Consider the following 25235-nt stretch of genomic DNA (forward strand, 5'->3'; position numbering starts at 1 on the left):
AGTTAAATTTCCATCTTGGCTGACTTTCACAAAACTGTCATCAATTCGACATAAGATACTTTAATTATCGAATTTGCTACGGAGTCCACTATGTTTCGAGTTGCGCTTGCCACTCTTTTATCGTTCACACTATTACCCAGTCATATTCTTGCCGATGAGGTGCATATTTCAGGTTCAACATCCGTTGCTCGTGTTATGGATGTTCTTGCAGAAGAGTATAACGCTCAACACCCTGATAGCTTTATTGCGGTTCAAGGCGTTGGTTCAACCGCAGGGCTTACTCTTCTTGAAAAAGGGGTTGTTGAAATAGGAATGAGTTCTCGTTATCTAACTGAACGTGAACAAGATGAACATCTCACTGTTACCCCCATTGCGTTCGATGGCCTAGCCGTGGTGGTTAACAATGCGAATGGCGTTTCAAACATTAGCCGTGACCAACTGTACGATATCTACAAAGGTAAAATTACCAACTGGAAAGAGATAGGTGGTGCAGATCAAAAGATAGCTGTTGTTACTCGTGAAGTATCATCAGGCAGCCGCTACAGCTTTGAGAGCTTGCTTGGGCTGACCAGAATAGTGAACAATCGCTTAGTGTCTGACATTAGCACTGATAACATTGTCGTGAACAGCAATAGCATGGTTAAAACGATTGTTAACCATAACAAACAAGCGATTGGATTTATCTCAAAAGGCTCAGTCGACAAATCTATTCGTGCACTAACATTTGAAGGCGTAGAAGCCACCAGTAACAATATCTCTTCTGGTAAGTATTCATTATACCGCCCATTCTTGATGGTCTATCACCAAGAAACGCTAACTGACGATGCGCAAGGTTTTCTTACTTACATCAACAGCCAGAGCGCCAAAAATCTAATTAGAGAATATGGTTACACACCTATCAAATAATTAGAACGTAGATATAAAAAAGCAAAAAGGAGAGCATTAGCTCTCCTTTTTTTAATTCTATTGGATGTCAGATTAGAAGTGAACCTGTATCACTGAAGTAACCACACAACCCGGTCGGCGGATACCTTCAATTTCCACTCTAACTTCTCGCTCAATCTCTAGACCCTTTTTAATTGGGGTCACTTTAGCAAGTCGACTTACTGCTCGTACATTATTTCCTGATTTAACCGGATAAGGGAAACGTACCTGATTTAAGCCTAGGTTTACCACTAGCTTAGCGGTTGGGAAAAGTGAGTTACTTTCATCAACGCTATCGGTTAATCGAGGTAGCAGTGCAAGAGTCAGAAAACCATGTGCGATAGTCGTCTTAAATGGAGACTCTTCTTGAGCACGCTGTGGATCAGTATGAATCCACTGCATATCTTCAGTAACTTGACCAAATTGATCAATTCTTTGCTGATCAACAAGAAGCCAGTTACCAGTATGGATGACTTCACCAATTTTTTGCTGAAGCTCTTCATAAACGTCTTTTGCTTCTGGCATTAAGACATCTTGTTTTAATACAGAAGCGTCTTCTGTTGAAGCATCTTCATTAACTGCTGGATGATGAAAGTCTTTAAACCTTGCAAAAAGCTGGCTGCTATTAGTCTTCGTCAACAGGTCTTCCCAGTACGTACGCACTGTAGGAGACATCCATTGCTTCAACTCTGCATGGTGCTTCGACATAGACTCACCACGATGCTTAAAAAGATTCGCGACTTTCATAAAAACCTCAAAGATTAATCAAGATACTCAACAACGTTGTATATTTTGAAGCACTTCACACTTACGTGCAAATACTTTTGGGCGTACATCTGTATGCCAACAACCACTAAATTATATAAAATCATAAACTTACAAATAAAACATTATTTTATTGAGCTCTTAAATACCTGTTTCATATCGCTCAAAATGACATAGATAAGTATGAGCTACATCACCATCAGAAAATAGGTATTGACGATAAGTTGACCAAACAAACTAATCTAGTGCAATTTATGCTTTACAACATTCATGCCAATACCTATTATAAGCGCCGTACGGAGAGATGGCTGAGTGGTCGAAAGCACCGGTCTTGAAAACCGGCAAGGGTTTGTAGCCCTTCTAGGGTTCAAATCCCTATCTCTCCGCCACATTCAGGAAAGCCCGCTAAGAAATTAGCGGGCTTTTTCGTTTCGGGATATATAGTGAATTCATCCCAACCCATACTTTTTACTGCATAACGTATGACAATAAAGCTAGATTCAATAACTACTATCAATCAAAAGACTTAGGTTATTGAACCTTTCGCTGGTTAATTACCCGCTACTTTCTTGATTAATTCCCCGATAAATATTAGTAAACAAATTGATTCAAGGACTTACGAACTAAACAATGTCTAGTGCTTAAACCTTTCTAATTCTATTTGTCTCATATTCGCTACTTACACTGCTATCAACTTTCGTTCATAGCACATTTACGTTCTTCCTCGTAACTTGAATAAACGTTAACTGATCAAGTTCAAGGGACCGTTTAATGACACGTATTTATCGAATTGCTTCATCCATCATCTTACTTCCCGTTGCTTTTAATCTAGTCGCCGCGGAAGATGAAAATACTCAGGCGAAGAAACCCCAGACGGTCCAAGATGTACTTGAGCAGCCAAGCGTACTAACACCGAAGGGAGCGTTCCAGGTGGAGACTTCGTTAAGTTACACACAGAACTCTTCCAATAAAGTTTCGGTCGTGGGCTATACAATTCTTCCTACGTTAATTGTAGGCCGAATTGAAGTCAGTGATTCTGACAGAACAACAATCACCGCAGGGTTAAGTGGCCGATACGGTATTTCGAACCATACAGAACTAGAAGTTCGTATGCCGTATGTTTACAGGAGCGACCAAATATCTACTCGGCCGATTCAAGATGGAGCGGCCGACGAAACCATTAATACCAATTTAGACGGAGGTGGGCTTGGTGACATAGAAGTGGCTCTGCGCCATCAGTTTAACGTCGATTCTACCCCCTATTGGGTCGGAGGTATCCGTGTAAAAACAGACACAGGGAAATCACCCTACGATGTCGATATAGACTCCGACACTAACAGCTATAGTGAAGTACCTACTGGTTCCGGGTTTTGGAGTATAGAGCCAAGTATTTCAATGATCTACCCGTCAGATCCAGCCGTTCTATTCGCTAACTTTGGTTACACTTATAACTTTAAAGACGAAGTCTCTATTGGAGACAGTCAAGTTGAAGTTGATCTAGGGGACACTCTTTCACTCGCCGCAGGGCTTGGGTTTGCGGTCAATCAAGATCTGTCATTCTCACTAGGGATTAGCCATAAGACGATTTTGAAGAGTAAGATTAATGGGATTGAAGATGATTCAGCAAAACTGCTACAACTAGATTCAATAAACTTTGGAGTCAATATCGCATTATCACCCTCAACATCCTTCAACATCAACGCACAAGCAGGGCTCACAGAGGATACTCCCGACTTCCAACTAACTATGAGAGTCCCTTTCAGCTTCTAAATACTTAACACTTTTTACTTTAATCAATCACTGCTTTGATTATTGCCCGTTATTTAGAACGACAGCACCAATACTTAATAATCAAATAGACAAAAGCCCTGTTTACAAGCTAACAGGGCTTTTAGTGTGTTCTACCTAACTCCAAGTGCCGTTTCCCTTTGTTTTCACGCTTCGTACGAGAGTCAGAGTTACGTTGTACTATTTTCTCACTCAATGTTGTATCAATGAACTCATTAATAAGGCATCTTTTAAACGAACATTGTTCTGTGCATTTTTAATCAAATGACTGACTTGAGCGTCCACATCAACAATGGTATTCATACCTATGACGCTGTTATTCAGTGAATTCTGTACAATGTTTGTCAATGCACCCACGTCTGTTTGCACTAACAGTGAACTACTGCTCTGTATTGAACTGCTTTCTTGTGTAAGTGGACTAGAAATCGTATTAGCTACATAGCTTGGTGTTATATCACCAGATGAATTTCCGTCTCCGACTTGCGTGACATTAACCACTCCGATATTAGCCTTCAAGGACTCGCTAGTGGGTAATGCTTTAATGTGTCCATTTTCAATAACTAGGTTGGCTATTTGGGTATTAAACATCTGTTGACCATTTATGGCAGTGGTTATGCTAAGCCCTATATTCACAACGTAATTATCTTTAAGCTGAAATCCTCCTCTATAGCTTGCTAATTGCTGGTATGTTAGCGGTGTAGCCTTGATCATCGGGTTACTCAACGGCTCTGCGCATGCTAGTGATGCGACAAATAGGCAACCCACGCCAAGCAATCTAAACCCTTTATCCATGACCTTACCCTTTATCTATGTTTCAGTATTCGCCAGCCTCAGGCAATGTAATTGAAAACGTGCTTAGTGAGTCCCTTACAATACCCTCTCCGACTGGTGATGAATGTCTGACAGCGTAACTGTCATCGTGAATAAATGTCGATTTTCCTATTTCTGCTTTATTCCTAATAAGCAATACAATGCCTTGATAATAATTAGAAAACTCGTCATGAGTCATTAACAATGTACCTCGTGAAGGATCACCAATAATCACCGATTTTTGGTTTATTCCTTTAAGAACAACGAAGTGCATATACCCATCGAAATTAACCAAGGTAATACCAGGGACACCAATATTTTTAAGTTTAGGCAATTCCAGCTGGAATCCATCAGAGCTGAACCCTTGCGTAGTTAAATACTGTTTCATATCTAACAATGAGAAGCCTTGTTCGTGAATAAGTTCTTTATCACCATTTTCATACATCAACTTGAATATATCTTCCTCAGAAGAAGGGGTTTGATAATGAAATTCTAATAAAGAAGCTAAAGCCGCAGAGCCACAACTAAAATCGTATTGCTGTCGTAATACCTCACCAAAAGTAATTTCCTGATAACTTTTAACCGGTACATTAAAGTGCCCTCGACTTGGAAAGAAGTCTAAGGCAAAAGGGGGAGCTGAATATATCAGCGCCACCCCTATAATTAACTGACAGATTTTCATATTACTCCAACGATAGATTAACTATTGTTGCATTTTGAATTAGTACGTTATTGCCGCTATTTTGAATCACATTGGTTATACCAGAGCTATCTAATAACGCTCCAGATGCAATAATATTGCTACCCGTGGTACTGTAGTCAGCACTATTTCCTGAACTTATTCCATGAATATCTGAAGATGCCACAACACTGTCAATATCAACGTAATATTGTCCTCCACGCGAATCACTTAATTCAGTACTCGACAGTGTTGCATCGGTTAATAAAAGTTCGTCTGCTGTGGCGGGTAGCAATGTTATCGTGCAAATGACGAAAAGTGCTAAACGCATGATCGAAACTCCCTGTTTAATCAGTAAATACAGAAGCGTTAACAGCAACAGATTGTTGTACTAATGAGTTACCACCTGAGTTTTGCGCAACCGTTGTAATACCTGCCGCACTACCAAAGCCATTCATGGTATTCATATTATCCACACTTACCTGGCCATGATTACCACCAGCGCCATAAACCACCGTTGCACCAGCTACAGAACCCAATGTCGTAGCATTGGCGATAACGGTATCTGACTCAATAGTAATCTCATAACTCTCATTATTTGAGAGTCTGTTATTACTATTATTCCAAGTACTATCGTTATCATTTTCGGTGTTAGTCAGAACGTTGCCACTGTCGTCAACATTACCGCTGTCATTTGTACTGTTGTCTGTTGCTGTTAAGGTATTTCCACTATCCTCTACATCAAGATTGCCACTGTCATTGGTACTGTTGTCTGTCGCCGTTAATGTATTGCCGCTATCCTCTACATCAAGGTTACCGCTATCATTTGTACTGTTATCTGTCGCCGTTAGAGTGTTACCGCTATCATCAAGATTACCGTTGCCACTGTCATTAACACTGTTATTTTGGTTACTGTTAAGATTGTTTCCGCTCAAAATATCATCGCTGCCATTTGAATCATTCGAGTCTGCAAATACCCCTCCTGATGCCAATAACACTGAAATAGCAATAGCCAACCCTGTTTTAGATAGATTCATAATGTTTGCTCCATTAATTTTTTATTCATACCATTTGAATTACATCATTCTGTCACCCATTTACTTGGGCAAAATGATTATAACCATTTAAACAATTACGAACGTTTCAATAATGAGAACAGTTATTCAACCCAACAAAGTTAACATATACACATCAATAATATTTTATTTTAATTCATATAAAACAATAAATTAAACAAAGATAAAACATCATTAACTAGTATTTTATTAAAGTTAGTATAGATAAGTCATTATCCTAGTATTACTGGCAATTAGTCATTAAACATTAACTATATGATTTAATCGCATATTTGATAATTAGGTAAACTATTGAGAAACACCACTAAACAAAGAGATAGAAACAACATCAATATTAAAGCACTGCTTATGGATCAGAATTAATAATAACATTCATGTAGATATTCAATTTCACTCTAATGAATTGGCATTAGATTTGTTATTCGCAGGAAAATCACAAATGGGATTAGTAAAACCATCAACTAAAATACAAAAGTTTTCCCGTTAAAATAAGGCAAGTTATTATGAGCACGACTCGTATTACACATCTAGCAGAGATCAACAGTCTAGAGTCTCAACTGCTCGAAATGAAATTGACTCAAATCCCGAATACCTCACTTAAACATTGTAGCGCAGAGCAATTTTCTGATGCCAAAAACCTAAATAAAACGGATTTAGCTATCATCGATTATCAATACATGAAAAAACTCATTGAGGCCGATACCTTACCCAATTTCGACTTATTGCAGATTCAGTTTCTCGTTCTCAACGTACCAGATCAGGTCAACGACACCCAATTTTTACAATTTAATATGCTCAGTGGGTTGCTAACTCGCTCCTGCCGTATTGAGCACCTAGCAAAAAGCATCGAATACATTTTATCTGGCGGTCTGTGGTTTCCTCGACACTTTTTAGAACTGTTGATTTTTAACAGTCGAAATCCAAATAGTAACACTCAAATCAGCTTTGATTCGCTGACACTACGAGAGCGTCAGGTGCTTAATCTTTTAACTAGAGATGTTTCTAATCTGAACATCGCCGAACAGCTTTTCCTATCAGAGTACACCGTTAAGACTCACGTATATAATTTGTTCAAGAAACTGAATGTTCATACAAGAAGTGAAGCTAAAAAAGTTGCTCGCCAAATACAGTTAAATGGTCATGACTCAAAATCAAACAACGACCGTTGATAGCTGGTGGTGATGAAGGAAATTGACCATGCAGAAGATGAATAGATCGGTTAACTCAATATGAATGGAGATTTAAGCGCTCATTAATACGTATTGTTCATAATAGTCGTTATATTCACCAAGAGAATTCATTATGAGCAAGCTATTCACCGCGACGACACTGCTATTCATTACCTTATTTGGGCTGTATACAGCGTCAATTTGGCCTGTGTCTATCAATAGTACTTTCCTAGAGCATCAAGTGACTCAACTTACAGGCATGCTCACTCTTGGCTACTTATCCATTGTTATGCTGTTATCCATCAAGCCCAAATGGTTAGTCAGCCGACTTTTTAAGGTCGGTGATATGTACAAAGCACATAAGGAGTTCGGTATAGCGAGCTGCATTTCTTTGGTTTTACACTGGTTATTGGCAAACGATGTCACCTTATCAAGCTGGCTATTTGACGGGTGGATGCAGGATTTTGGTGAGGATCTAGGTGAAGTTGTTTTATATCTACTCTTACCTTTTGTGGCACTAAGTCTTAGTCGGCTGTTTAAGCTACGATGGTTCAAGAAGGTGCATCATGTGGGGGGTATCATTTTCGTAGTCGCCGCGACTCACTCTATCTTGTTGCTTGAGAGTGGCTCAAATCAGTTCCTATTTTCGAGTAGCGTTTTGGTATTTAGCTTAATCGGTATTGTATGTGCGTATATAACCCTATCAAAACATACAAAGCCGCTAGTAAGGGCGTTACGCCAAAAAGGGGAAGAAATGATTAAACACTTAGCTAATGCTGATTGGAAGGTATTTCACTTACTCCGATTATTCCCAACAAAGAGTAAGTAAGGTTAAGCCAAGTCAGCTATTTACTTCCAACCTGATTAACTCGCTCACGTTTACTGTTGGTTAATAGACCCAAAAACTCCTGATTGGATATCGATTTGGAAAAAAGCTCACCTTGTAGCCGATTGCAACCAAAGTGAATAACTTGCTCTTTCTGTTCAGATGTTTGAACCCCCTCAGCAAGAACGCTTTTATTTAGCTCTTTTGCTAAGGCTATAATCGATCTCACCATCGTTCGGCTTTGATTATCAAATGGTAATCCTTGAATTAAAGAATAGTGGATTTTTATGGTTTCAAAAGGTAATTCTGTTAATTGATGGAGCGACATGTAGCCTTTGCCAAAAGCATCAATAGACAAGGAAACGTTCAGGTCTGATAACTTTTCAAACACTTTGTTGCCCAAGCTGCCTAATTCATACAGGCATTTTTCTGTTATTTCAAACCTTAAACACCTTGGAGGGAACTGCGTTTGTTCCAGTACTTTTTCAACAGTAGTAATGAAACTTTTGTCTTCAATTTGCTTAGCAGAAAGATTGATACAAAGAACAAATTCACTATCAACAATGCCCTCTTTATGCCATTGACTAACCACACGACAAGACTCTTCAAGTGTCCACTTTCCACAAGGTATCGTATAACCTATGTCATCAAGAAAAGGCAAAAATGACTCAGCATAGAGATCGCCAATCGCTGGAAGGTTCCATTTGGGAAATGTTTCAACCGCAACAACTTGGCCTTGATCGTTCACAATCGGTTGGAACTCCAATAGCAACTCTTCATCGAGATTTTGGCTAATTTTATCCTTCACCTGATGTCGGCACGCAAGTAGCTCTTCAAGCTGATTATCATAATAGTGAACACTATTACTTGGCTCACGCTTAGCTTTGTACATTGCGATATCAGCTTGTTTAAGTGCTTCCTCTGTTGAGATAGGCTGATCGGAAACAACAGTAATCCCAATACTCACCGATATGTATACCAAGCCTTCATCAAGCTGAAAGGGTTCTTGCATTAATCCAAACAGTTTCTGTGTTACCACCTCGGTACTTTCCATGGAGTTCATTGACTCCATTAAAATGGCAAACTCGTCCCCAGCTAATCTCGCAACGCAATCTTGTTTACGAACACTCGCTTTAAATCGACCAGTAATTTGCCGTAATAGTTCGTCTCCAGCGGAGTGACCTAACGTATCATTAACCTGTTTAAATTTGTCCATATCAATAAAGAATACGGCCATTGTGTTCATACTTCGCTTAGAACGCTCTAACGCCTCACTAACTCTAGACAAAAACGAACTGCGATTGAGTAAGCCTGTCAATGCGTCGTATTGAGCCAGATAACTTAGTCGGTCTTTGATTTTTTTTCGCTCTAATGCGTAACGAATGCTTTTGTGCAAAATGTAACTATCAAACTTGCCTTTGACGATATAATCTTGTGCACCACTTTTCAGTGCCTCTAATGCCGTCCCTTCATCATCCAATGAGCTCACTACAACAACAGCAATCGCAGGATCATGCTTGAGCACCGCATATACCGCCTCTAAACCACTAGCATCAGGAAGAGATAAATCGAGCAAAACCACATCAAACGGTTCTTCTGTTAATTTACTTAACGCACCAGATAACGTCTCAACTTGTTTAAGGTCAACATCCGACGCATTCTCTCGATAAAGATATTCATACAATAGCCGCGAATCGCCCGGGTTATCTTCTACCTGCAGTGTCCTAATGCGTTGATTAGCACTTGGCATATTGCTCTCCATTGTATGCCCCTGACGGTAATTGGACCGCTGAAAACCAAAAACAATCAATCGCTTTCACAAACTCAGTAAATTTTGAAAAATCGACCGGCTTAGTTATGTAGCAATTGGCGTAATGGCTATAAGCACGGTTAATATCTTGAGGTAAGTCGGAAGATGAAAGAACAGCGACAGGAATGCTTCTTAAGCGCTCATCAGATTTAATATAGTCGAGGAGTTCCCAGCCACTGACTTTAGGTAAATTGAGGTCCAGCAATATGAAATCAGGGTATGTGCCCTCTCCAAACTGTCCGTATTCATCCGTATGAGTAAGGTAATGAAGCGCTATCTCACCATCTTCAAGATGAATCACTTCTACATTATTTGCCATGTTTTGGTTACTCATTGCTTCAAGTGTTAATCGAGCATCGCCAAGATTATCTTCAACTAGCAATATTTTGATATATTTCTGCATCTGAGTTCTCCTTTTCTATTGCAAGCAATGATTTTTTTTCAATGGTGAAATGAAAGGTACTTCCTTGTCCAAAAATGGAATCAACCCATATTTTTCCACCTAACCTTTCCGCAATACTATGGCAGATAGACAGACCCATTCCATTCCCTTCATACTCAGTACGGCTATGTAATCGCTGAAACACTTTGAAGATTCTAGCTTGAAATTCTTCTTTAATACCTATTCCGTTATCCGTCACTGATACATGCCAATGGTCTGAATTAGATAACACTTTTACAGTGATTATTGCGGGGCTGTCCTTTTGAAACTTCAGTCCATTCGCGATTAAATTTTGGAGCAATAACATGAGTAGAGATTCATCAGTAACTACCTCTATCTCATTAATCTCTTCAGAAAACTGAATTTCACCTGAAGACTGCGCCAGTAAAAAGGTGAGATTCCTCTCAATACATTCAAGCGTTTGTCCTATATTGACAGCCGATAGATCCAGCTCTTTTCTGTTTACTCTAGAGTACTCAAGCAAATCCTTAATGAGCTTTTGCATTCGAACCGCACCCTCAACAGCAAAGCCAATAAATTCCTTGCCATCTTGGTCTAGCTTCTCAGCATATCGCTGTTCGATTAATTGAGTATAGCTCGCAACCATTCTTAATGGTTCTTGTAGGTCATGCGAAGCAACATAAGCAAACTGAGCAAGATCTCGATTACTTCGTTCAAGTTCGACCATTTTGATCTGTAGTGTTTCTTCCGCGTCTTTTCTCTGAGCAACTTCAAGCTCAAGCTCCGCAGTTCGTGTGTCCACCATACTTTCTAATTCAACATTAAAATTATGAACACTTTTAGACATTGAGTTAAAAGAGCGGAAGAGAGATCCAATCTCATCATTAGCTTTAGAAGATATGCCTATATCGTAATTACCCTCTTCCATTCTTTTCGTTGCATTTTTAAGCTCGATTAACGGTTTGGTCACAATGATTCGAGAGATAAAGTAAGCTGAGCCAATTAAAATTAGATTCATTAAAATAAAAATAGAGAACAGTGTGGTTTGACTCTTTTGTGATGATTTTAATTCGGCTAGAAAAGCGTGATTTAAATTGTACATATTACCAATCAAATCAGTGTGTAATGAATTGATATGTTGTTCTTTAATTCGCCATTGATTAAACGTATTTTCTATCAATAACTCATTTCCACCTATGACACTTGAAATGAACCGGTCAGACAAGGCTACCAAATTTCCTCGATGACTAAGGTAGGTATCAATATCATAGTTAATCAGGTATGAGTGACTAAAGGTTTTTAGCTTATCTAAGGTTCCAAGGATATTAACCCTTTCTTTCTTTATTGATTTGATGATTTCAGCGTCTTTAGAAACATAAAACTCAAATAACAACGAACGTAAATTATTCTCCCTCTGACTTAAGGTAAAACTAAGCAACTCTATATTGCTAACAGCATTAGTTTTCTCTTCGATGGACTGTTTAATCACCGACAAGTCATATAGCAAATACGAAAACTGAAGAACCGCGAGAGCCCCCATTAGAACAAGGGGTGCGGTTAATTTAACACTAACACTGTGACTTTTATTTTTCATATCGGCACTGCGCTATAAAATAGTCACAGCTTTAGGGTTCACTGACTTAATAAACTTGGTATCAATCAGAGCTCTAAAATTCGGTAATTCATTAGATAGTTTTCTTTGTTTAATAATCCACTGAGCCTCCTGCTCTAGTACAGTAACCAATACGTTATTCAATTTCACAGCTCTTTGATAGTCACCCCACGTGCCTTCAATACTTTCTCTAGAGTGGAGGTTTAAAACTGAAATAACCAGTTCCTTCGCCTCTTCAGGTGATTCCAGCAAATATTGCTCGGCGCGTATTAGCGCCCTAACAACAGCGGCTACTTGAGTATTCTTCGCGGCAACAATTTCATCTCGCCCGACCAACACTGAAAATTCGGTATAGGCGTTAGAGTAGAAGCTGGTAGAGTTTTCAGAGCCAATAGTCGTTTTAAGTTTGTATAAGTGAGGATTCCAAATCGCTGCCGCATCAGCATTATTGTTTGCGAGCGTATCTTGAAGATTTTCAGGCCTAACATCGATCATTTCGACCGAATCAATTGGGATGCCTTCACTGGCTAGATACATAGTTAAGAAAAAATCAGCGTTAGTATTCTGAGGAACGGCAATGGTTTTTCCGATTAAGTCACTGGGTTCTTCAATACCTGAAGACTTCAGCGCTAACATAGCCGTATTTTTATTTGAAAAATGTAGAGATGAGATAACTTTTAAACTCTCACCCGCAAGGGTTTGTAGTACCACTGGCGTTTCATAAGTAGTGGCTAAATCTGCATTACCTTCGACCGCATCTTGAAGTGCATCACGACCCGATGTGAACGAACGAAAAGTGACATTCAAACCTTCATCTTCAAAATAGCCTTTCTCTTTAGCAATATAGAGCAATGAGAAAACAGGTTGCGATGCTTCTGCAATGACAAAGTCTGTTAATTCTTCTTGTTCTACGTTATTCATCATAAAATAAACGACAAGTAGTAAAACAGCGATCGGTAAGCCTATCCATTTTTTTACTGACATTATTATCACCATTATTATAATTTGTGGTGTTACTAATAATTAATTCTACGCATTACTTTTACATGCATTAACGAAGTATGATACAGAACACTTATTATGCAAGGTCACTATAAATATACCGGAACAATGTCAGAAATCGTATTGAGCTTTATCCTCTTAGATAATAAGTAAATAATTCAGATACTTATTAAAGTATGAATATTATACTCATAGTTAACATATTTAATTTCCACTCAATAAGTTATTAATATTATTATACTTTAACTAATTCTATCGACTTTTCATTACAGGACTCTCTCTCAACGACGGATAAGAAGTCTTCTCCCCATAGCGAGTTCTCTTTTGAGGTACATATTCCTAGTCGTTCCGCCATTTTTTCAGCGGCCAAAACACCGTAATATCTCGACGGTTGGCTAACAGTGGTGAGCGGTGGATTAAAAGCACTTGATACTTCATGATCATCAAAACCGACCACTGATACTTGCTCTGGTACTTTAATCCCAGCATTTCTTAACGCTTTAATTGCACCAAATGCCATTTGATCGTTTGCAGTAAAAATCGCACTAAACTCGACCCCTTGTGACAAAAGCGTTTCAACTGCTTTCTCACCACTGCTCACTTCGAAATTACCGCCAACAATGAGCTCTTGCAACGTTGCTAAACCGGCTTTTTCTAGCGCTTCCATATACCCTAACATTCTCTGTTTGGCATCAGGATGGAACATTATCCCAGAAATATGGGCAATTTTTTTATGACCCAAACGCAATAAGTGATTGGTCGCTAAGTACCCCCCGACAAAATTATTCGTACAAATACTAGAGACTTGTTCATTTTCAACGTCATAACTGCCAACGGTGACTAAAGGAAGATCCAATGCTAAATCTTTCAGCTGCATGTTGGTTAAGCTTCCTCCTATAACAACTACACCATCAACGCCTTGCTTTAAGAGAACTCTAAAGCGAGAAAGCTCCGTTTCATTGATCCACTTCCCTATTGTGACTATGGGGATAAGATTAAATTCCGCCAGTTTCTCTTCAAGTCCCGACAAAATTGCGTTGGAATGCGGACACAACGCATAAGGAACAATGACACCGATTAAATGGCTGCGATCACCCTGTGTGACGATGCTTTTCGTTCGTGGATGATAGTTAAACTGTGCCATCGATTCTTGTATCCGTTTTTGCTTGTCACGACTGACATAACCTCTGCGATGAAGGTAGCGAGATAGAGTCGAAACAGATACGGATGCACTGATGGCGATATCATTCAATGTGGGCTTTTTCTGACTCATAATTGACCTATCTGCATGTGATTCTAAAAATGAATATATATCGAAAGTAAACGCTCTTCTAGACTCTAGAATTGAGCGCTAACATGGTAAATTTACTCACGTTCTTATTACAGGTGATAAAATTATATTGATCACTTTTGAAGGGAATATCAAAAAAAATCAGGCCAACGTGATACAAACGTTAGCCTGGTTCATTAAGACGTTATTGACGTATAACTATTGTCACTTATAACGTTACTGACAACTGCCAACCAACGTCCACGATGCATCACTTCCTGGAGTAGAGCTTGTGTACCAGTTTGCTTGGTATTTATTCCCTTGGTACTGCATCTCTTCACCTTCCAGTAGGTGGGTGTTTGGGCCACCTTCATAATCAGCATGTAACCAATTTGGGTATTCAGTCACACCATTACAGCCTTCAGAAGGAGGAGGTGTGATATCACCACCGTCTGATGGTGTCATTTCAAACCAATTCAGATTCCAGCCTCCTGTTTTTACAGACAGTGCGATGGTTTGAGTTCCAGCTTGAGGGATAGATACCGAATGAGTGATGTCCTGCCAATTTTGCCATCCACCCGTGCCACTAACACTGATCTCACCAAAGACTACATCACCACCCGCTTGCTCGATTTGAATCACACCCGCTTGTGCATGGTCAGAAGCAACACGGTAAGTCAAATCATAGTCACCGGCTTGAGGGGCATTGATCTCAAACGTTATCCAATCACCATCATCAGTCCAGCCGAGGCTCTGACCACCTCCGACATCTGTTGTATCCTCAAATTCAAGCCCACTAGAGTGACAAAAGCTCGATACATCTACACGGGCCGGTAGCGTATTGGTTTGACAAGGCCCCGTAAGGTCCGAATCACCACCGTTATCACCACCATTGTCACCGCCGCCGCTAGTCGGCCAATTTGAAATGATATCTTTTACAAATGAACCTGACTCTGTGTAACTACCCCAAGAAGCTCCCGGAGTAAACATTGAAGAACCTTCTGCTTTGTTATTTAATGCCCAGTTTGCGTGGCTAATATTGTTCTGTTTAAATAGCTCCATCCAAGCATTCGTTTCGCCGTAATTTACCGCACCATCACCATTGGCATTAACTGTTCCCCACTCCGTGGCCATTAAAGCAATACCGTTGTTTAATGCTACTTGAACCTTATCCCTCAACGATTGCCCATGAGTGCCAGCATAGAAGTGTATGGTATAAGCGATATTCGGGCGGTTAATCGGGTCATATGAAGCTGCATCAACATCTTGTGACCAAGATGGCGTACCCACGACAATGACACCCGTCGGATCAATTGAGCGTATCTTATCAATGATAAATTCGGCATACGGTTTAATGTCGTTTCTCCAGCTTACTTGCAATGGCTCGTTGTAAATCTCATAGATTACGTTGTCATGATGACCATATTTTGTGGCTACATGAGTAAAAAATGCTTCTGCTTTTGACCAGTCTTCATGAGCGTGATGACTGTGAAAGTCCACTATTACATACATATCTTCAGCAATAGCAGCTTCAATAACAGTTTCAAGGCGTGAAATATTTCCGTTCCAATCGTCCTCTACTCCCCCTTGTGCACTAGAACCAATTGCCGCTCGTATTAACGTCGCGCCCAATTCCGTTTTTGCCTTTCGAACATCATTAGCAGTGTAAAAGTTTTCCCCGCCCCAACCTGTATTACTCCAAAAAAGGCTTGGCCCAGCAAAGCTTTTAGCTTCACCTCCAGCCAATACTTGGTTGCCTGAAACAGTCAATGGCGCTACCGCCATTGCAAACTGTGTAGAGGCAGCAAGAAGCGTTAGTGAAAAGAGCGAGTTCTTAATGAATCGCTGTGATTTTGTTTTTTTAATCATGCTGTTATATCCCTATAATATTCATGTTATTGGAAACTAGAACAAAATTAACAGTATGAATTTGGCGTCAGCAAACGATTTTGTTATCAATATGCTGCATACCTGTTACCTTCGTGATGTACACTCCGAGTATCGTTCAACCTAAGACCAAATCGATGAACTTTTTATAGGTGTAAAGTTGAAGACGATCACATCGCCAATTCTTCACTGTTTTGCAGAAAAATGTGGTGCCATATGCAAGTTTCATGAGATTTAGACGTTGATCAAACGTATAGAAACTGGGCAATTTGTAAGAATGAGAACAGTGATCGATTTTTATGGTGAATGAACACATAATCTAACGTTCACTATGCATCAGCTAGATAGGACAACGAGATGACAAAAGAATATACCCCGCCGAAAGTTTGGCAAGAAGATACAAACGGTGGCAACAAGTGGGCAAACATCAATAGTCCAACCTCTGGGGCTAGAGTGGAGAAAGCGTTACCCGTGGGAGAGCATTCTCTTCAATTACACTCTCTTGGTACGCCCAACGGGCAGAAAGTTACAATAATGCTTGAAGAGTTGCTTGCATTGGGTGTTAAAGAAGCTGAATACGATGCCTATCTAATCAACATTGGAGAATCAGATCAATTCACTTCAGGATTCGTCGGTATTAATCCAAACTCTAAAATTCCCGCTTTAGTCGACAAGTCAGGCGAGCAGGACGTTAATGTCTTCGAGTCAGCATCGATTCTGGTCCACCTTGCCGAGAAGTTTGGACACTTCTTACCTAAAAGCGGTGCAGAACGATCTCAAACGTTTAACTGGCTATTTTGGGTTCAAGGATCAGCTCCGTTCTTAGGTGGTGGTTTTGGACACTTTTACTCATACGCCGATGAAAAGCAGGAATACCCTATCAACCGTTTTGCTATGGAAGCAAAACGTCAACTAGACGTTCTTGATAAGCAACTAGCGAACAATACTTATGTAGCAGGTGAGGAGTATTCCATTGCCGATATGGCTATATGGCCTTGGTATGGAAATTTGGTTCTTGGGAACCTCTATGACGCCGCTGAGTTCTTACAAGTTGAAACTTATACTCACGTATTACGTTGGGCAAAAATGCTTGAAAGCAGAGAGGGCGTTCAACGTGGACGAGTTATAAACCGGTCTTGGGGTGAAGAGTGGGAACAGGTAGTAGAGCGTCACAGTGCCGACGATGTTGATCAAGTACTAAAACTTAAGCCGTAGGCAGTATCGCGACCGATTCAGTTGACAGGGGCACTCGCGTCCCCGATAACATTTAAGTCCAAATGACAAACCAAGTTAGATTTACCTTGGTTTGTCTGGTTTAACCTGCGACAATCTAGCCCGTTCTTTCAATACCAAACGGTTTACTATGAAACTTTTAGTTCGCAACCTAGCGCGCACAACAACAGAACATGAACTTCGTGTTTTATTTCAAGCTCACGGCGACGTAGGCGAATGTACTCTTGTATTAGATCAGGAAACGGGTCAATCAAAAGGGTTTGCATTTGTTGAAATGTCCAATGATGCTGAAGCTAAAGCCGCTATCTCTGGTCTTAATTTATCAGAAGTTGCCAAAAGTAAGATTCGCGTAAAAAGAGCCAATAACTAAGAGGTACTTCTCTTAGCAATATTCTCTTTTTCGAAAAAAAGCCAGCCTAACTAGTGTGTCTGTTAGGGCTGGCTTTTTACTTTCTATCATGTAGTGACGGTTTGTTAATTAACCAATATGTACTTAACTTATTGGCCTAAGATCCATTTCTCGGTTTAAGATCTGCTTCTTGGCTTTAGATCTAAGACATGCAATAGACGCTCAGGTGTCCCTTCCCAAATCATTGGACGACCTTTCGGGTTTTCTGCATTCCACCAACCCGTAAAGCGCTTGGTGTTGTATTGATAGAAGTTAGGGCCAGATAAAACAGGCACTGTGATCTGATTCTCAGCAATATGCGCTTGGATCTGATGAGCAATGCTTCTCTGTTCCGTGCTGTCTGCCGTTTCATAAAAGCCATCTAGCAGTGAGTCTAACTCATCGCTTTGCCAGTGGTGCATAGCAAACCTTGGCATTCCCTCAGAAGCTTGTAGTCGTGAATGATAACCACTGTCCCAATAACGATGTGGGGTAGCCCCATGGAAGTAATTGGTGTAAGCCACATCATACTCAGCATTGGCCATCGCTTGGTTGTACACCGAAAAGTCAGGCGTTCTAGCTCTTACTTTAATTCCTATCTCATTAAGCTGCTCAACCGCTAGCATCACGGTATTGTTAAAGTCAGTCCAACCTTGAGGGGACTGAATCGCCAGTTCAAATGGTACACCTGACAGACTTTCAACATAACCATCGCCATTGGTATCTTTATATCCAGATTCCTTAAGCAACTTGCGCGCAACGTCTGGTGAATACGTCATATAAGGTTGGTACTGCTTATGTGTCTCTTCATTGGACCACGCTTCAAAGGCGTAGCCTAAGCCCGATGCAAAGTCATTTACCACTCCATTACCGTAATTAGCCACATCAATTAGTACCTGCCTATTGAGTGCCATTGAGAATGCTCTACGGAAATTAACATCATTCATCACTTCATGCTTAACCGTGTCTTTCGACTTGTAATTAAACATAAACGCTTGCGTACCTGCAGGTGGGTACCAGTAACCGTGCTCGCTAGATGCTTTTAAATAAGTTTGGTCGATATCTGGTACAAACGACCCTGCCCAGTCAATTCTTGAATTCATCAACTCACCAAGAACCTGATCATTGTGATTCATCTGAGGCACTCTCAAGCAATCTACATCTAAGTTTTTGCTATCCCAGTAATGTGGATTCTGACATTGAACAAACAGCGTAGCCGTAAATTGGGGGAGTTCAGTAAAAGGCCCTGTTCCAATAGGATTTGGATTTAAGAATGTCAATGGATCACTCTCACTCATCCACTGATGCTTCGGAACAACAGGCACTTGCACGAGTTCATAAGGAGCATTTGTGTTGACTTCATTTAAATGAAAGCGAATTTGATGGTCATTTATCTTTTCGATGGACTTAATATTGCTGCTTACACCTCGATCATCGAATGCTGGATATTTACCAATCAGCTCAAAGGTATAGAGAACATCATCAGCACTAAATACTTCACCGTCAGACCACAGAACGTCTTCTCTTAAATCAAACCTGACACTCAATAAGTCTTCACTTAATTCATAATTGGTTGCCAATCGAAATTCTGGCACATTCCCTTTTAGTTCATTAAAGATAACGAGCGGTTCAAAGATAAAATCTCTTGCTGTATGCATGCGCGAAACCGAGAATGGATTAAAATTTCGAATCAGTGACGCATTGTGATTTGGAATAATTGTTAACTGAGATTTGTCTGATAAGTCCGCCGCATTAGTCACCGGAGAAAGTGCTAATACGGTGGAAAACGTACCGAGTAACCAAGTTTTATTCATAAGTCATATCCTTGTGTTTATTTACAGGCAACGTAGCGACAAACACATCTATATACAAGTGACTAAAAAACCTAATATCCACAAAATATCTGCAACTGATAACGCTGTAAGTTACATTGGTACAACATACTGTTTTTATTACTAATAACGCCTTGATATATTGAGGTGTCACTCGAAAAAACATACTACTTTCTAGTAACTTTACTACACCGCCGTATATGTGTAACAAACTGTGATATTTTCCATTTTGCGAGCGGGGATAAACTGCGATTCTATTTCGCATTTTAGACATTTATTACCGCTAATATCCCTTGTTGAACTACACATCATTATTTACTGACTGACCAGAAATTTTCAAAAATAAAAAACAATGTTTCATAGCTAGACCATCAAAATAATTGATCGATGAAAATTAGATGCTCAGTGAATAATATGAGTAATTTCGCCAATTATAATTAATAATGTGTTAAATTATGTCTTCACTTTATGTGATTCATCATTATGAGAACAAACGGTTGTGTTTTTTTGACAACCTAATAAAAAGAGAAAGGAACCTCTATGAATATGAAACTGGCAACGCTGTTGTTATTAGCTACTTCTGCTGCTTCGACTACTGCAAATGCTGACGAGTGTGGTTCGGTCACGATCGCCGATATGAACTGGTCTTCAGCAAGCCTAATCGCAAACATTGATAAATTCATTCTTGAGCACGGTTACGATTGTGATGCCGATTTAATCCCTGGCGACACAATGCCTACCGGCACTTCCATGATCGAAAAAGGCCAACCAGATATCGCTCCGGAATTTTGGAGTAATTCAATGAAAGATGCGCTTGATAAAGGTGTTGAAGAAGGTCGTCTACGCTACGCAGGCAAATCACTTGTTAACGGTGGTGAAGAAGGTTTCTGGGTACCTAACTATTTAGTTGAGCAGTACCCTGAAATGGCAACAATTGAAGGTGTTATCAAACACGCAAAACTGTTTAAGCACCCTGAAAGCAAAGATGTTTCTGCATTCTACAGCTGCCCAGCTGGCTGGAACTGTCAAATCAGTGCTAACAATCTTTTCATCGCAATGAACCTTGAAGATGCTGGCTTTGAAATTGTTGACCCAGGCTCAAGTGCTGGTCTTTCTGGTTCTATCGCAAAAGCTTATGAGCGTGAGCAAGCATGGTTTGGTTACTACTGGGCACCAACTGCGGTACTTGGTAAATACAATATGACTAAAGTTGACTTTGGCAGTGGCGTAGACTTGGAAGAGTTCGTTAACTGTACAACTCATGAAGAGTGTGAGTCACCAAAGGCAACAATGTACCCACCATCACCTGTACATACTATGACAACAGAAGCATTTGCAGTTCGTGCTCCTGAAGCCTATGCCTACTTAGGCTCTCGTGGCTTCACGAACGCGAAAATGAATGAGCTTCTAGCATGGATGGAAGACAACCAAGCTGATGGCGAAGAAGGTTCATTCCATTTTCTAAGCGAATATCCTGAAATTTGGCACGAATGGGTTTCAGCTGACATCGCGAAGAAAGTTGAACAAGCACTATAATTAGTCAGTGCGAAGAAAAGTTTAAGATGATTACGTTAACAAGTACTGCAACGTTAAAAGTGTACTACTTGTAGTAACGACGTAGGACACGTCGTATTAAGTTGAAAACCAAGGCAAGTTTTTAGGTTCTGTTAACCTTGCTTGCCTTGGAATTAAAAGGACAAAAAAATGGCTGACAGTAATTGGCTGAACAGTTTCCCAGAAATGGATCGCTCTGATCTTCGACTCATCCGTAAAACCCTTGATGGCGCCTACCGAGACTTCTCTCGTGAATACGGCGACATGATCGAATCTTTCTTCGATCCTCTACTCTCTTTTTTAGTCTGGTTTGAAAAGCTACTTTTATCTACACCTTGGCTTATCGTACTTGTACTCACAACCGGACTCGTTTACGCCGCAAGCCGCTCATGGAAGCTGGCTCTCGGTGGATTGCTTTCATTCATAATGATCGGCTATTTCGGCATGTGGGATGACACTATGCGAACGCTCAGTATCATTACGGTCTGTACCCTACTCGCCATATTCTTGGGTATTCCTATAGGGATCTCGATGGCCCGCTCGAACAGAGTGCAGTCCATTGTCACGCCAATGCTTGATGTAATGCAAACCATGCCTGCTTTCGTCTACCTCATTCCTGTGGTTATGCTTCTGGGTATTGGTAAAATCCCAGGTCTTATTGCCGTTGTCATCTATGCAATTCCACCAGTAATTCGATTGACTAACCTAGGTATTCGATTAGTGGATAAAGAAGTCCTTGAAGCCGCGACAGCATTTGGTGCCAACAGTAAGCAGCGTTTATTCGGTGTTCAACTTCCTCTAGCAATGCCAACCATTATGGCGGGGATTAACCAGACGATAATGATGGCTCTATCTATGGTTGTTATTGCTTCAATGATTGGTGTTAAAGGTTTGGGTCAGCCCGTTCTTAAATCAATCACTAACCAGTATTTCACACTAGGCCTTCTCAATGGTTTCGCCATTGTTGCTCTTGCTATCCTATTTGACCGAGCATCTCAAGCGTACGCAAAACGCACTCAAGCACACCTTGGAGATCTGAAACATGACTAAACCACTTATTGAAATCCGTGGCTTATACAAAGTTTTCGGGCCTAAGCCGCATAGTGTGATTGATCGCGTTAAAGCAGGTGTTAGTAAAGATCAAATACTAGAAGAAACAGGACATACAGTTGGTTTGAAGGATATTAACCTTAGCATTAATAAAGGTGAAATCTTCGTCATTATGGGGCTATCTGGCTCTGGTAAATCAACGCTTATTCGTCACTTCAATCGACTTATAGACCCTACACTTGGTCAAATTGATGTTGAAGGCACTGATGTCATGACCTTAGCTCAGAAAGATCTTGAAGAGTTCCGTCGTCACAAGATGTCGATGGTTTTCCAACGCTTTGGCCTTATGCCTCACCGTAAAGTTCTCGATAACGTTGCTTATGGTCTTGAAATTCAAGGTATACCAAAAGAGCAACGCATAGCGAAAGCCAATGAGTGGATCGAAACTGTTGGATTGAAAGGTTACGGCGACCAATACCCTTCTCAACTTTCTGGTGGCCAACAGCAACGTGTTGGTTTGGCACGTGCTTTGAGTACCGATGCCGAAATTCTATTGATGGATGAAGCTTTCTCTGCGTTAGATCCTTTGATCCGTAGTGAAATGCAAGATCAGTTAATCGATCTACAGCAAAAGCTACATAAAACCATCATATTCATCACACATGATCTTGATGAAGCACTTCGATTGGGCGATCGTATAGCTATCCTAAAAGATGGTGAACTAGTTCAACAAGGTACGCCTGACGATATTCTATTGAATCCTGCTGATGAATATGTGGAAGCGTTTGTTAAAGACGTAAACCGTGCGCGAGCGTTAACGGTTGAAACGGTAATGCAGCCACCAGCGTATCGTATTACTGCAGAAACGATTGAAGAAGCGTTGACTCTAATGAAGAAGAGTAAACATGACTATGCTTACCATGTTACCGAGGATGGTTATCAAGGCGTACTTACTCAAGAAGGTTTACAAGACGCGTCTGATGACGATTCAGTGAGCGAGTTCTGTGAGGACATCTACGAGGAAGTCCCTGCTGTCTCTCCTGATGATGCGATTGAAACCGTTCTTCCTGATACGATGGCGTACGATTACTCTCTGCCAGTGGTTGATGAAGACGGTAACCTTAAAGGTGAACTAGAACGAAGCGCTGTGGCTGAGATTTTTGTCGACAATACAGCCGATCTCGATGAGAAAGCTGAAGACACTGAAAAAAAAACTGAAAGCAAAATAAAGGAAGCGGTGTAACCTCCTTGTTTAAATGCTGAAGCTACTAATTGATAACACGCTACCTTATAAGGTAGCGTGTTATTTTAGGTTTGTACTGTTTCAAAAACTCAATGTCATTACGGTATGCCAAGTGATGGCCGTCCAATATGTTTTTTTGAAAATGAACATCGCCGTTATTCGCTTGCTCTGCCATATAGTTCACTAGCGATTGAATTCGCTCTATCATCACATCCACAACTTTTTCCCTGTCACTCATTTCTAGTCCGTAACAGTCGCAAAACAGCTTGGCCCGTATAAGCTGATCATCAAATGTCCCAAGGCTATCAACTGAATCTGTTTTGAATGGTGCCCAGCAGTATATCGAAAAAGCCACATCCCAAACTCTTGGTGCTGGATGCGCAGTATCAAAATCAAATACGCCCGTAACTTCATCGCAGCTTAAAGCCACGTTATACGGAGTAAAGTCACCGTGACAAATCACCTCTACAGGTGACTTTATAGGTAACATCCAAGGCAAGTCATCGATATTATTCTGATCAACAAAGCTGAGTGAAGCGTCATGTAGTTTCTTTAATAACTGAGCCGCCGTCTGTAGAGCGGTAGTCGAAGCTATAGGTCCCATTAAAGGGTAATTATAGGTATCCCCTTCAACGTAACTCAGAACTTCACTCTCACTCGTCACTTTTATTACCGTCGGGCACTCTGTTAGCCCTTGGGAGTGAAAATGTTCAAGCAGACGATGGATGGTTGTAGTCCAAGGGTTAAAAGGTCTAATAACAGTTTCGCTATCACGAAACACGCTATTTTCTCGACCACCTTTTAACTGTTCCATAGAGACTCCATCTCAAATCAAGTTTAGGACTTACTTATGAGCAATGAATAACGGCTCGTCAGAAAAGTAACGTGTGTTCACTAACTCGTAGAGGTTGTTACGAATCCAAGTGTGAGTCGGGTCCCTATGCATTTTGGGGTGCCAATATAGGTAGATATTCACCTTGAACGATAGATCACAATCGATTGGATAAATATCGTTACCAACCGAATAAAGCTCAGGAAGAAAGGCGATCAAATCTTGGTGCTTAACCGCATCGACGATACCACTGAAACTATGAGCTTGAAAGGCGACCTTACGTTCCATTCCAATTTGACTAAATTGTTCTGTCGCGAGAATCTCACCCTGCCCATTCCCCGATAAACTAGCAAAAAAGCATTGAGCAATCTCTTCAGCAGTGTGATGTTTTTTCTCCAATACTGGGTTTTCGATGCTATCAAAAAGACGGTATTTTATTTCGCCGAGCTTTCGGCTATACAGATAACCGGGGGCATCAGGTAAGTTCCCAATAGCAAGATCAATATTCCCCTCTTCAATGTCGATATAGATATGTTCACTTCGAGGTTTAACTGATAATAAAACCCTAGGATCTTGCGCCTGTGCCCAATTAAGCAGTGCTTTTGTTGCAATACCATAAACATCATTCACTGAGAGCGTAAACTTAATGTTCTTTTCTTCGGGCTTAACTTCAGTCAAATCATGCAAAAAATCAATCGATTCAACAATCTTTTCTAAAGCGGGTAGCATCTGTTCGGCAATGGGGGTTAACAACATTTTGTTGCCTTGCCTGACCAATATATCGTTATCAAACACTGTACGTATCTTAGACAAATACTGACTCATAGCAGATTGGCTAATATCGAGTTTTTCAGCTGCACGCGTCACATGCTTCTCTTGAAGTAACGCATAAAGTGGTATTAGCAAACTCATGTCGTTACGCATACAGTTTTGCAGCCTTTTCTCATTCATAGTTAGCCCCTTGATTGATATTTTTAATAGTAACATTTAGTAATGGTTATTCAATCCAGTGATTTTCTTCAAAAATATATTTGCCGTTATCAATGTTTCTAATTTGATTTAGCTCAAGACGCAAACGTTTG

At 40.4% G+C, this 25235-nt stretch carries 23 protein-coding genes and 1 tRNA gene; 10 read left to right on the forward strand and 14 right to left on the reverse strand.

The window, feature by feature from the left end:
- Positions 1-90 precede the first annotated feature (90 nt).
- Complete coding sequence (locus tag L4D20_RS05990; protein WP_428800624.1) at positions 91-906, forward strand: phosphate ABC transporter substrate-binding protein; 816 nt, start codon at positions 91-93, stop codon at positions 904-906.
- Between the two features lie 72 nt (positions 907-978).
- Here L4D20_RS05990 and L4D20_RS05995 read toward each other — a convergent pair whose 3' ends face one another.
- The gene (locus L4D20_RS05995; protein WP_428800625.1) at positions 979-1671 is read right to left on the reverse strand and encodes a MaoC family dehydratase; all 693 of its coding nucleotides are present in this window, start codon (positions 1669-1671) and stop codon (positions 979-981) included.
- Positions 1672-1987: 316 nt separating this feature from the next.
- Between L4D20_RS05995 and L4D20_RS06000 the strand changes: the two genes are divergently transcribed.
- Positions 1988-2078, forward strand: a tRNA-Ser gene (locus L4D20_RS06000).
- 382 nt (positions 2079-2460) lie between these two features.
- Positions 2461-3459, forward strand: a complete 999-nt coding sequence (locus tag L4D20_RS06005; RefSeq protein WP_428800626.1) for a transporter — start codon at positions 2461-2463, stop codon at positions 3457-3459.
- A gap of 210 nt (positions 3460-3669) precedes the next feature.
- On the opposite strand, the gene L4D20_RS06010 is transcribed toward L4D20_RS06005, so the two are convergent.
- From L4D20_RS06010 to L4D20_RS06025, 4 genes are read right to left on the reverse strand one after another with little or no spacing between them, the layout of a single operon-like run.
- A complete protein-coding gene (locus tag L4D20_RS06010) occupies positions 3670-4269 on the reverse strand; it encodes a hypothetical protein (protein WP_428800627.1) in 600 nt (199 codons plus the stop codon).
- Between the two features lie 22 nt (positions 4270-4291).
- Complete coding sequence (locus tag L4D20_RS06015) at positions 4292-4969, reverse strand: C39 family peptidase (RefSeq protein ID WP_428800628.1); 678 nt, start codon at positions 4967-4969, stop codon at positions 4292-4294.
- Position 4970: 1 nt separating this feature from the next.
- Positions 4971-5297: a carbon storage regulator gene (locus L4D20_RS06020; protein WP_428800629.1), complete on the reverse strand. Its 327-nt coding sequence runs from the start codon at positions 5295-5297 to the stop codon at positions 4971-4973.
- Between the two features lie 16 nt (positions 5298-5313).
- Positions 5314-6003 carry a hypothetical protein gene (locus L4D20_RS06025; protein ID WP_428800630.1) on the reverse strand — a complete coding sequence of 230 codons (690 nt, stop codon included), beginning with the start codon at positions 6001-6003 and terminating at the stop codon, positions 5314-5316.
- Between the two features lie 542 nt (positions 6004-6545).
- Between L4D20_RS06025 and L4D20_RS06030 the strand changes: the two genes are divergently transcribed.
- Together L4D20_RS06030 and L4D20_RS06035 are read left to right on the forward strand one after the other, a co-directional pair.
- A complete protein-coding gene (locus tag L4D20_RS06030) occupies positions 6546-7211 on the forward strand; it encodes a helix-turn-helix transcriptional regulator (RefSeq protein ID WP_428800631.1) in 666 nt (221 codons plus the stop codon).
- 133 nt (positions 7212-7344) lie between these two features.
- Positions 7345-8040, forward strand: a complete 696-nt coding sequence (locus L4D20_RS06035) for a ferric reductase-like transmembrane domain-containing protein (RefSeq protein WP_428800632.1) — start codon at positions 7345-7347, stop codon at positions 8038-8040.
- A gap of 16 nt (positions 8041-8056) precedes the next feature.
- On the opposite strand, the gene L4D20_RS06040 is transcribed toward L4D20_RS06035, so the two are convergent.
- The 6 genes from L4D20_RS06040 to L4D20_RS06065 all read right to left on the reverse strand — a co-directional run bounded on the left by L4D20_RS06040 (position 8057) and on the right by L4D20_RS06065 (position 16003).
- The gene (locus L4D20_RS06040; protein WP_428800633.1) at positions 8057-9787 is read right to left on the reverse strand and encodes an EAL domain-containing protein; all 1731 of its coding nucleotides are present in this window, start codon (positions 9785-9787) and stop codon (positions 8057-8059) included.
- Complete coding sequence (locus L4D20_RS06045; RefSeq protein ID WP_428800634.1) at positions 9774-10250, reverse strand: response regulator; 477 nt, start codon at positions 10248-10250, stop codon at positions 9774-9776. Before L4D20_RS06045 ends, L4D20_RS06040 begins: the two co-directional genes overlap by 14 nt.
- A complete protein-coding gene (locus L4D20_RS06050; RefSeq protein ID WP_428800635.1) occupies positions 10219-11844 on the reverse strand; it encodes a sensor histidine kinase in 1626 nt (541 codons plus the stop codon). The genes L4D20_RS06045 and L4D20_RS06050 overlap by 32 nt, the downstream gene beginning before the upstream one ends.
- Positions 11845-11856: 12 nt before the next feature.
- Positions 11857-12846, reverse strand: a complete 990-nt coding sequence (locus L4D20_RS06055; protein WP_428800636.1) for an ABC transporter substrate-binding protein — start codon at positions 12844-12846, stop codon at positions 11857-11859.
- A 253-nt stretch (positions 12847-13099) separates the two neighbouring features.
- Positions 13100-14137 (reverse strand): substrate-binding domain-containing protein, encoded by a 1038-nt coding sequence (locus L4D20_RS06060; protein WP_428800637.1) that lies wholly within the window; start codon positions 14135-14137, stop codon positions 13100-13102.
- Between the two features lie 234 nt (positions 14138-14371).
- On the reverse strand, positions 14372-16003 hold the full coding sequence (locus L4D20_RS06065; RefSeq protein ID WP_428800638.1) for a cellulase family glycosylhydrolase: 1632 nt from the start codon (positions 16001-16003) through the stop codon (positions 14372-14374).
- 375 nt (positions 16004-16378) lie between these two features.
- Between L4D20_RS06065 and yghU the strand changes: the two genes are divergently transcribed.
- A complete protein-coding gene (gene yghU / locus L4D20_RS06070) occupies positions 16379-17236 on the forward strand; it encodes a glutathione-dependent disulfide-bond oxidoreductase (protein ID WP_428800639.1) in 858 nt (285 codons plus the stop codon).
- 148 nt (positions 17237-17384) lie between these two features.
- The gene (locus L4D20_RS06075) at positions 17385-17624 is read left to right on the forward strand and encodes an RNA recognition motif domain-containing protein (RefSeq protein ID WP_428800640.1); all 240 of its coding nucleotides are present in this window, start codon (positions 17385-17387) and stop codon (positions 17622-17624) included.
- A gap of 155 nt (positions 17625-17779) precedes the next feature.
- On the opposite strand, the gene L4D20_RS06080 is transcribed toward L4D20_RS06075, so the two are convergent.
- Entirely contained in the window at positions 17780-19456 is a 1677-nt protein-coding gene (locus L4D20_RS06080; protein WP_428800641.1) for an ABC transporter substrate-binding protein, read from the reverse strand.
- A gap of 564 nt (positions 19457-20020) precedes the next feature.
- Between L4D20_RS06080 and L4D20_RS06085 the strand changes: the two genes are divergently transcribed.
- The 3 genes from L4D20_RS06085 (at position 20021) to L4D20_RS06095 (ending at position 23321) form a co-directional block, all read left to right on the forward strand.
- Positions 20021-21010 (forward strand): ABC transporter substrate-binding protein, encoded by a 990-nt coding sequence (locus L4D20_RS06085; protein ID WP_428800771.1) that lies wholly within the window; start codon positions 20021-20023, stop codon positions 21008-21010.
- A 168-nt stretch (positions 21011-21178) separates the two neighbouring features.
- Positions 21179-22078 (forward strand): ABC transporter permease, encoded by a 900-nt coding sequence (locus L4D20_RS06090; RefSeq protein WP_428800642.1) that lies wholly within the window; start codon positions 21179-21181, stop codon positions 22076-22078.
- Positions 22071-23321, forward strand: coding sequence for a quaternary amine ABC transporter ATP-binding protein (locus L4D20_RS06095; protein WP_428800643.1), 1251 nt, complete (start codon positions 22071-22073; stop codon positions 23319-23321). The genes L4D20_RS06090 and L4D20_RS06095 overlap by 8 nt, the downstream gene beginning before the upstream one ends.
- A 40-nt stretch (positions 23322-23361) precedes the next feature.
- On the opposite strand, the gene L4D20_RS06100 is transcribed toward L4D20_RS06095, so the two are convergent.
- Both L4D20_RS06100 and L4D20_RS06105 read right to left on the reverse strand, forming a co-directional pair.
- Positions 23362-24135: an aminoglycoside phosphotransferase family protein gene (locus tag L4D20_RS06100; protein WP_428800644.1), complete on the reverse strand. Its 774-nt coding sequence runs from the start codon at positions 24133-24135 to the stop codon at positions 23362-23364.
- A 30-nt stretch (positions 24136-24165) separates the two neighbouring features.
- Positions 24166-25104 carry a LysR family transcriptional regulator gene (locus tag L4D20_RS06105; protein ID WP_428800645.1) on the reverse strand — a complete coding sequence of 313 codons (939 nt, stop codon included), beginning with the start codon at positions 25102-25104 and terminating at the stop codon, positions 24166-24168.
- Positions 25105-25235: the final 131 nt, after the last annotated feature.

This window comes from Vibrio kyushuensis (assembly GCF_050337325.1).
Taxonomy (GTDB): domain Bacteria; phylum Pseudomonadota; class Gammaproteobacteria; order Enterobacterales; family Vibrionaceae; genus Vibrio; species Vibrio kyushuensis.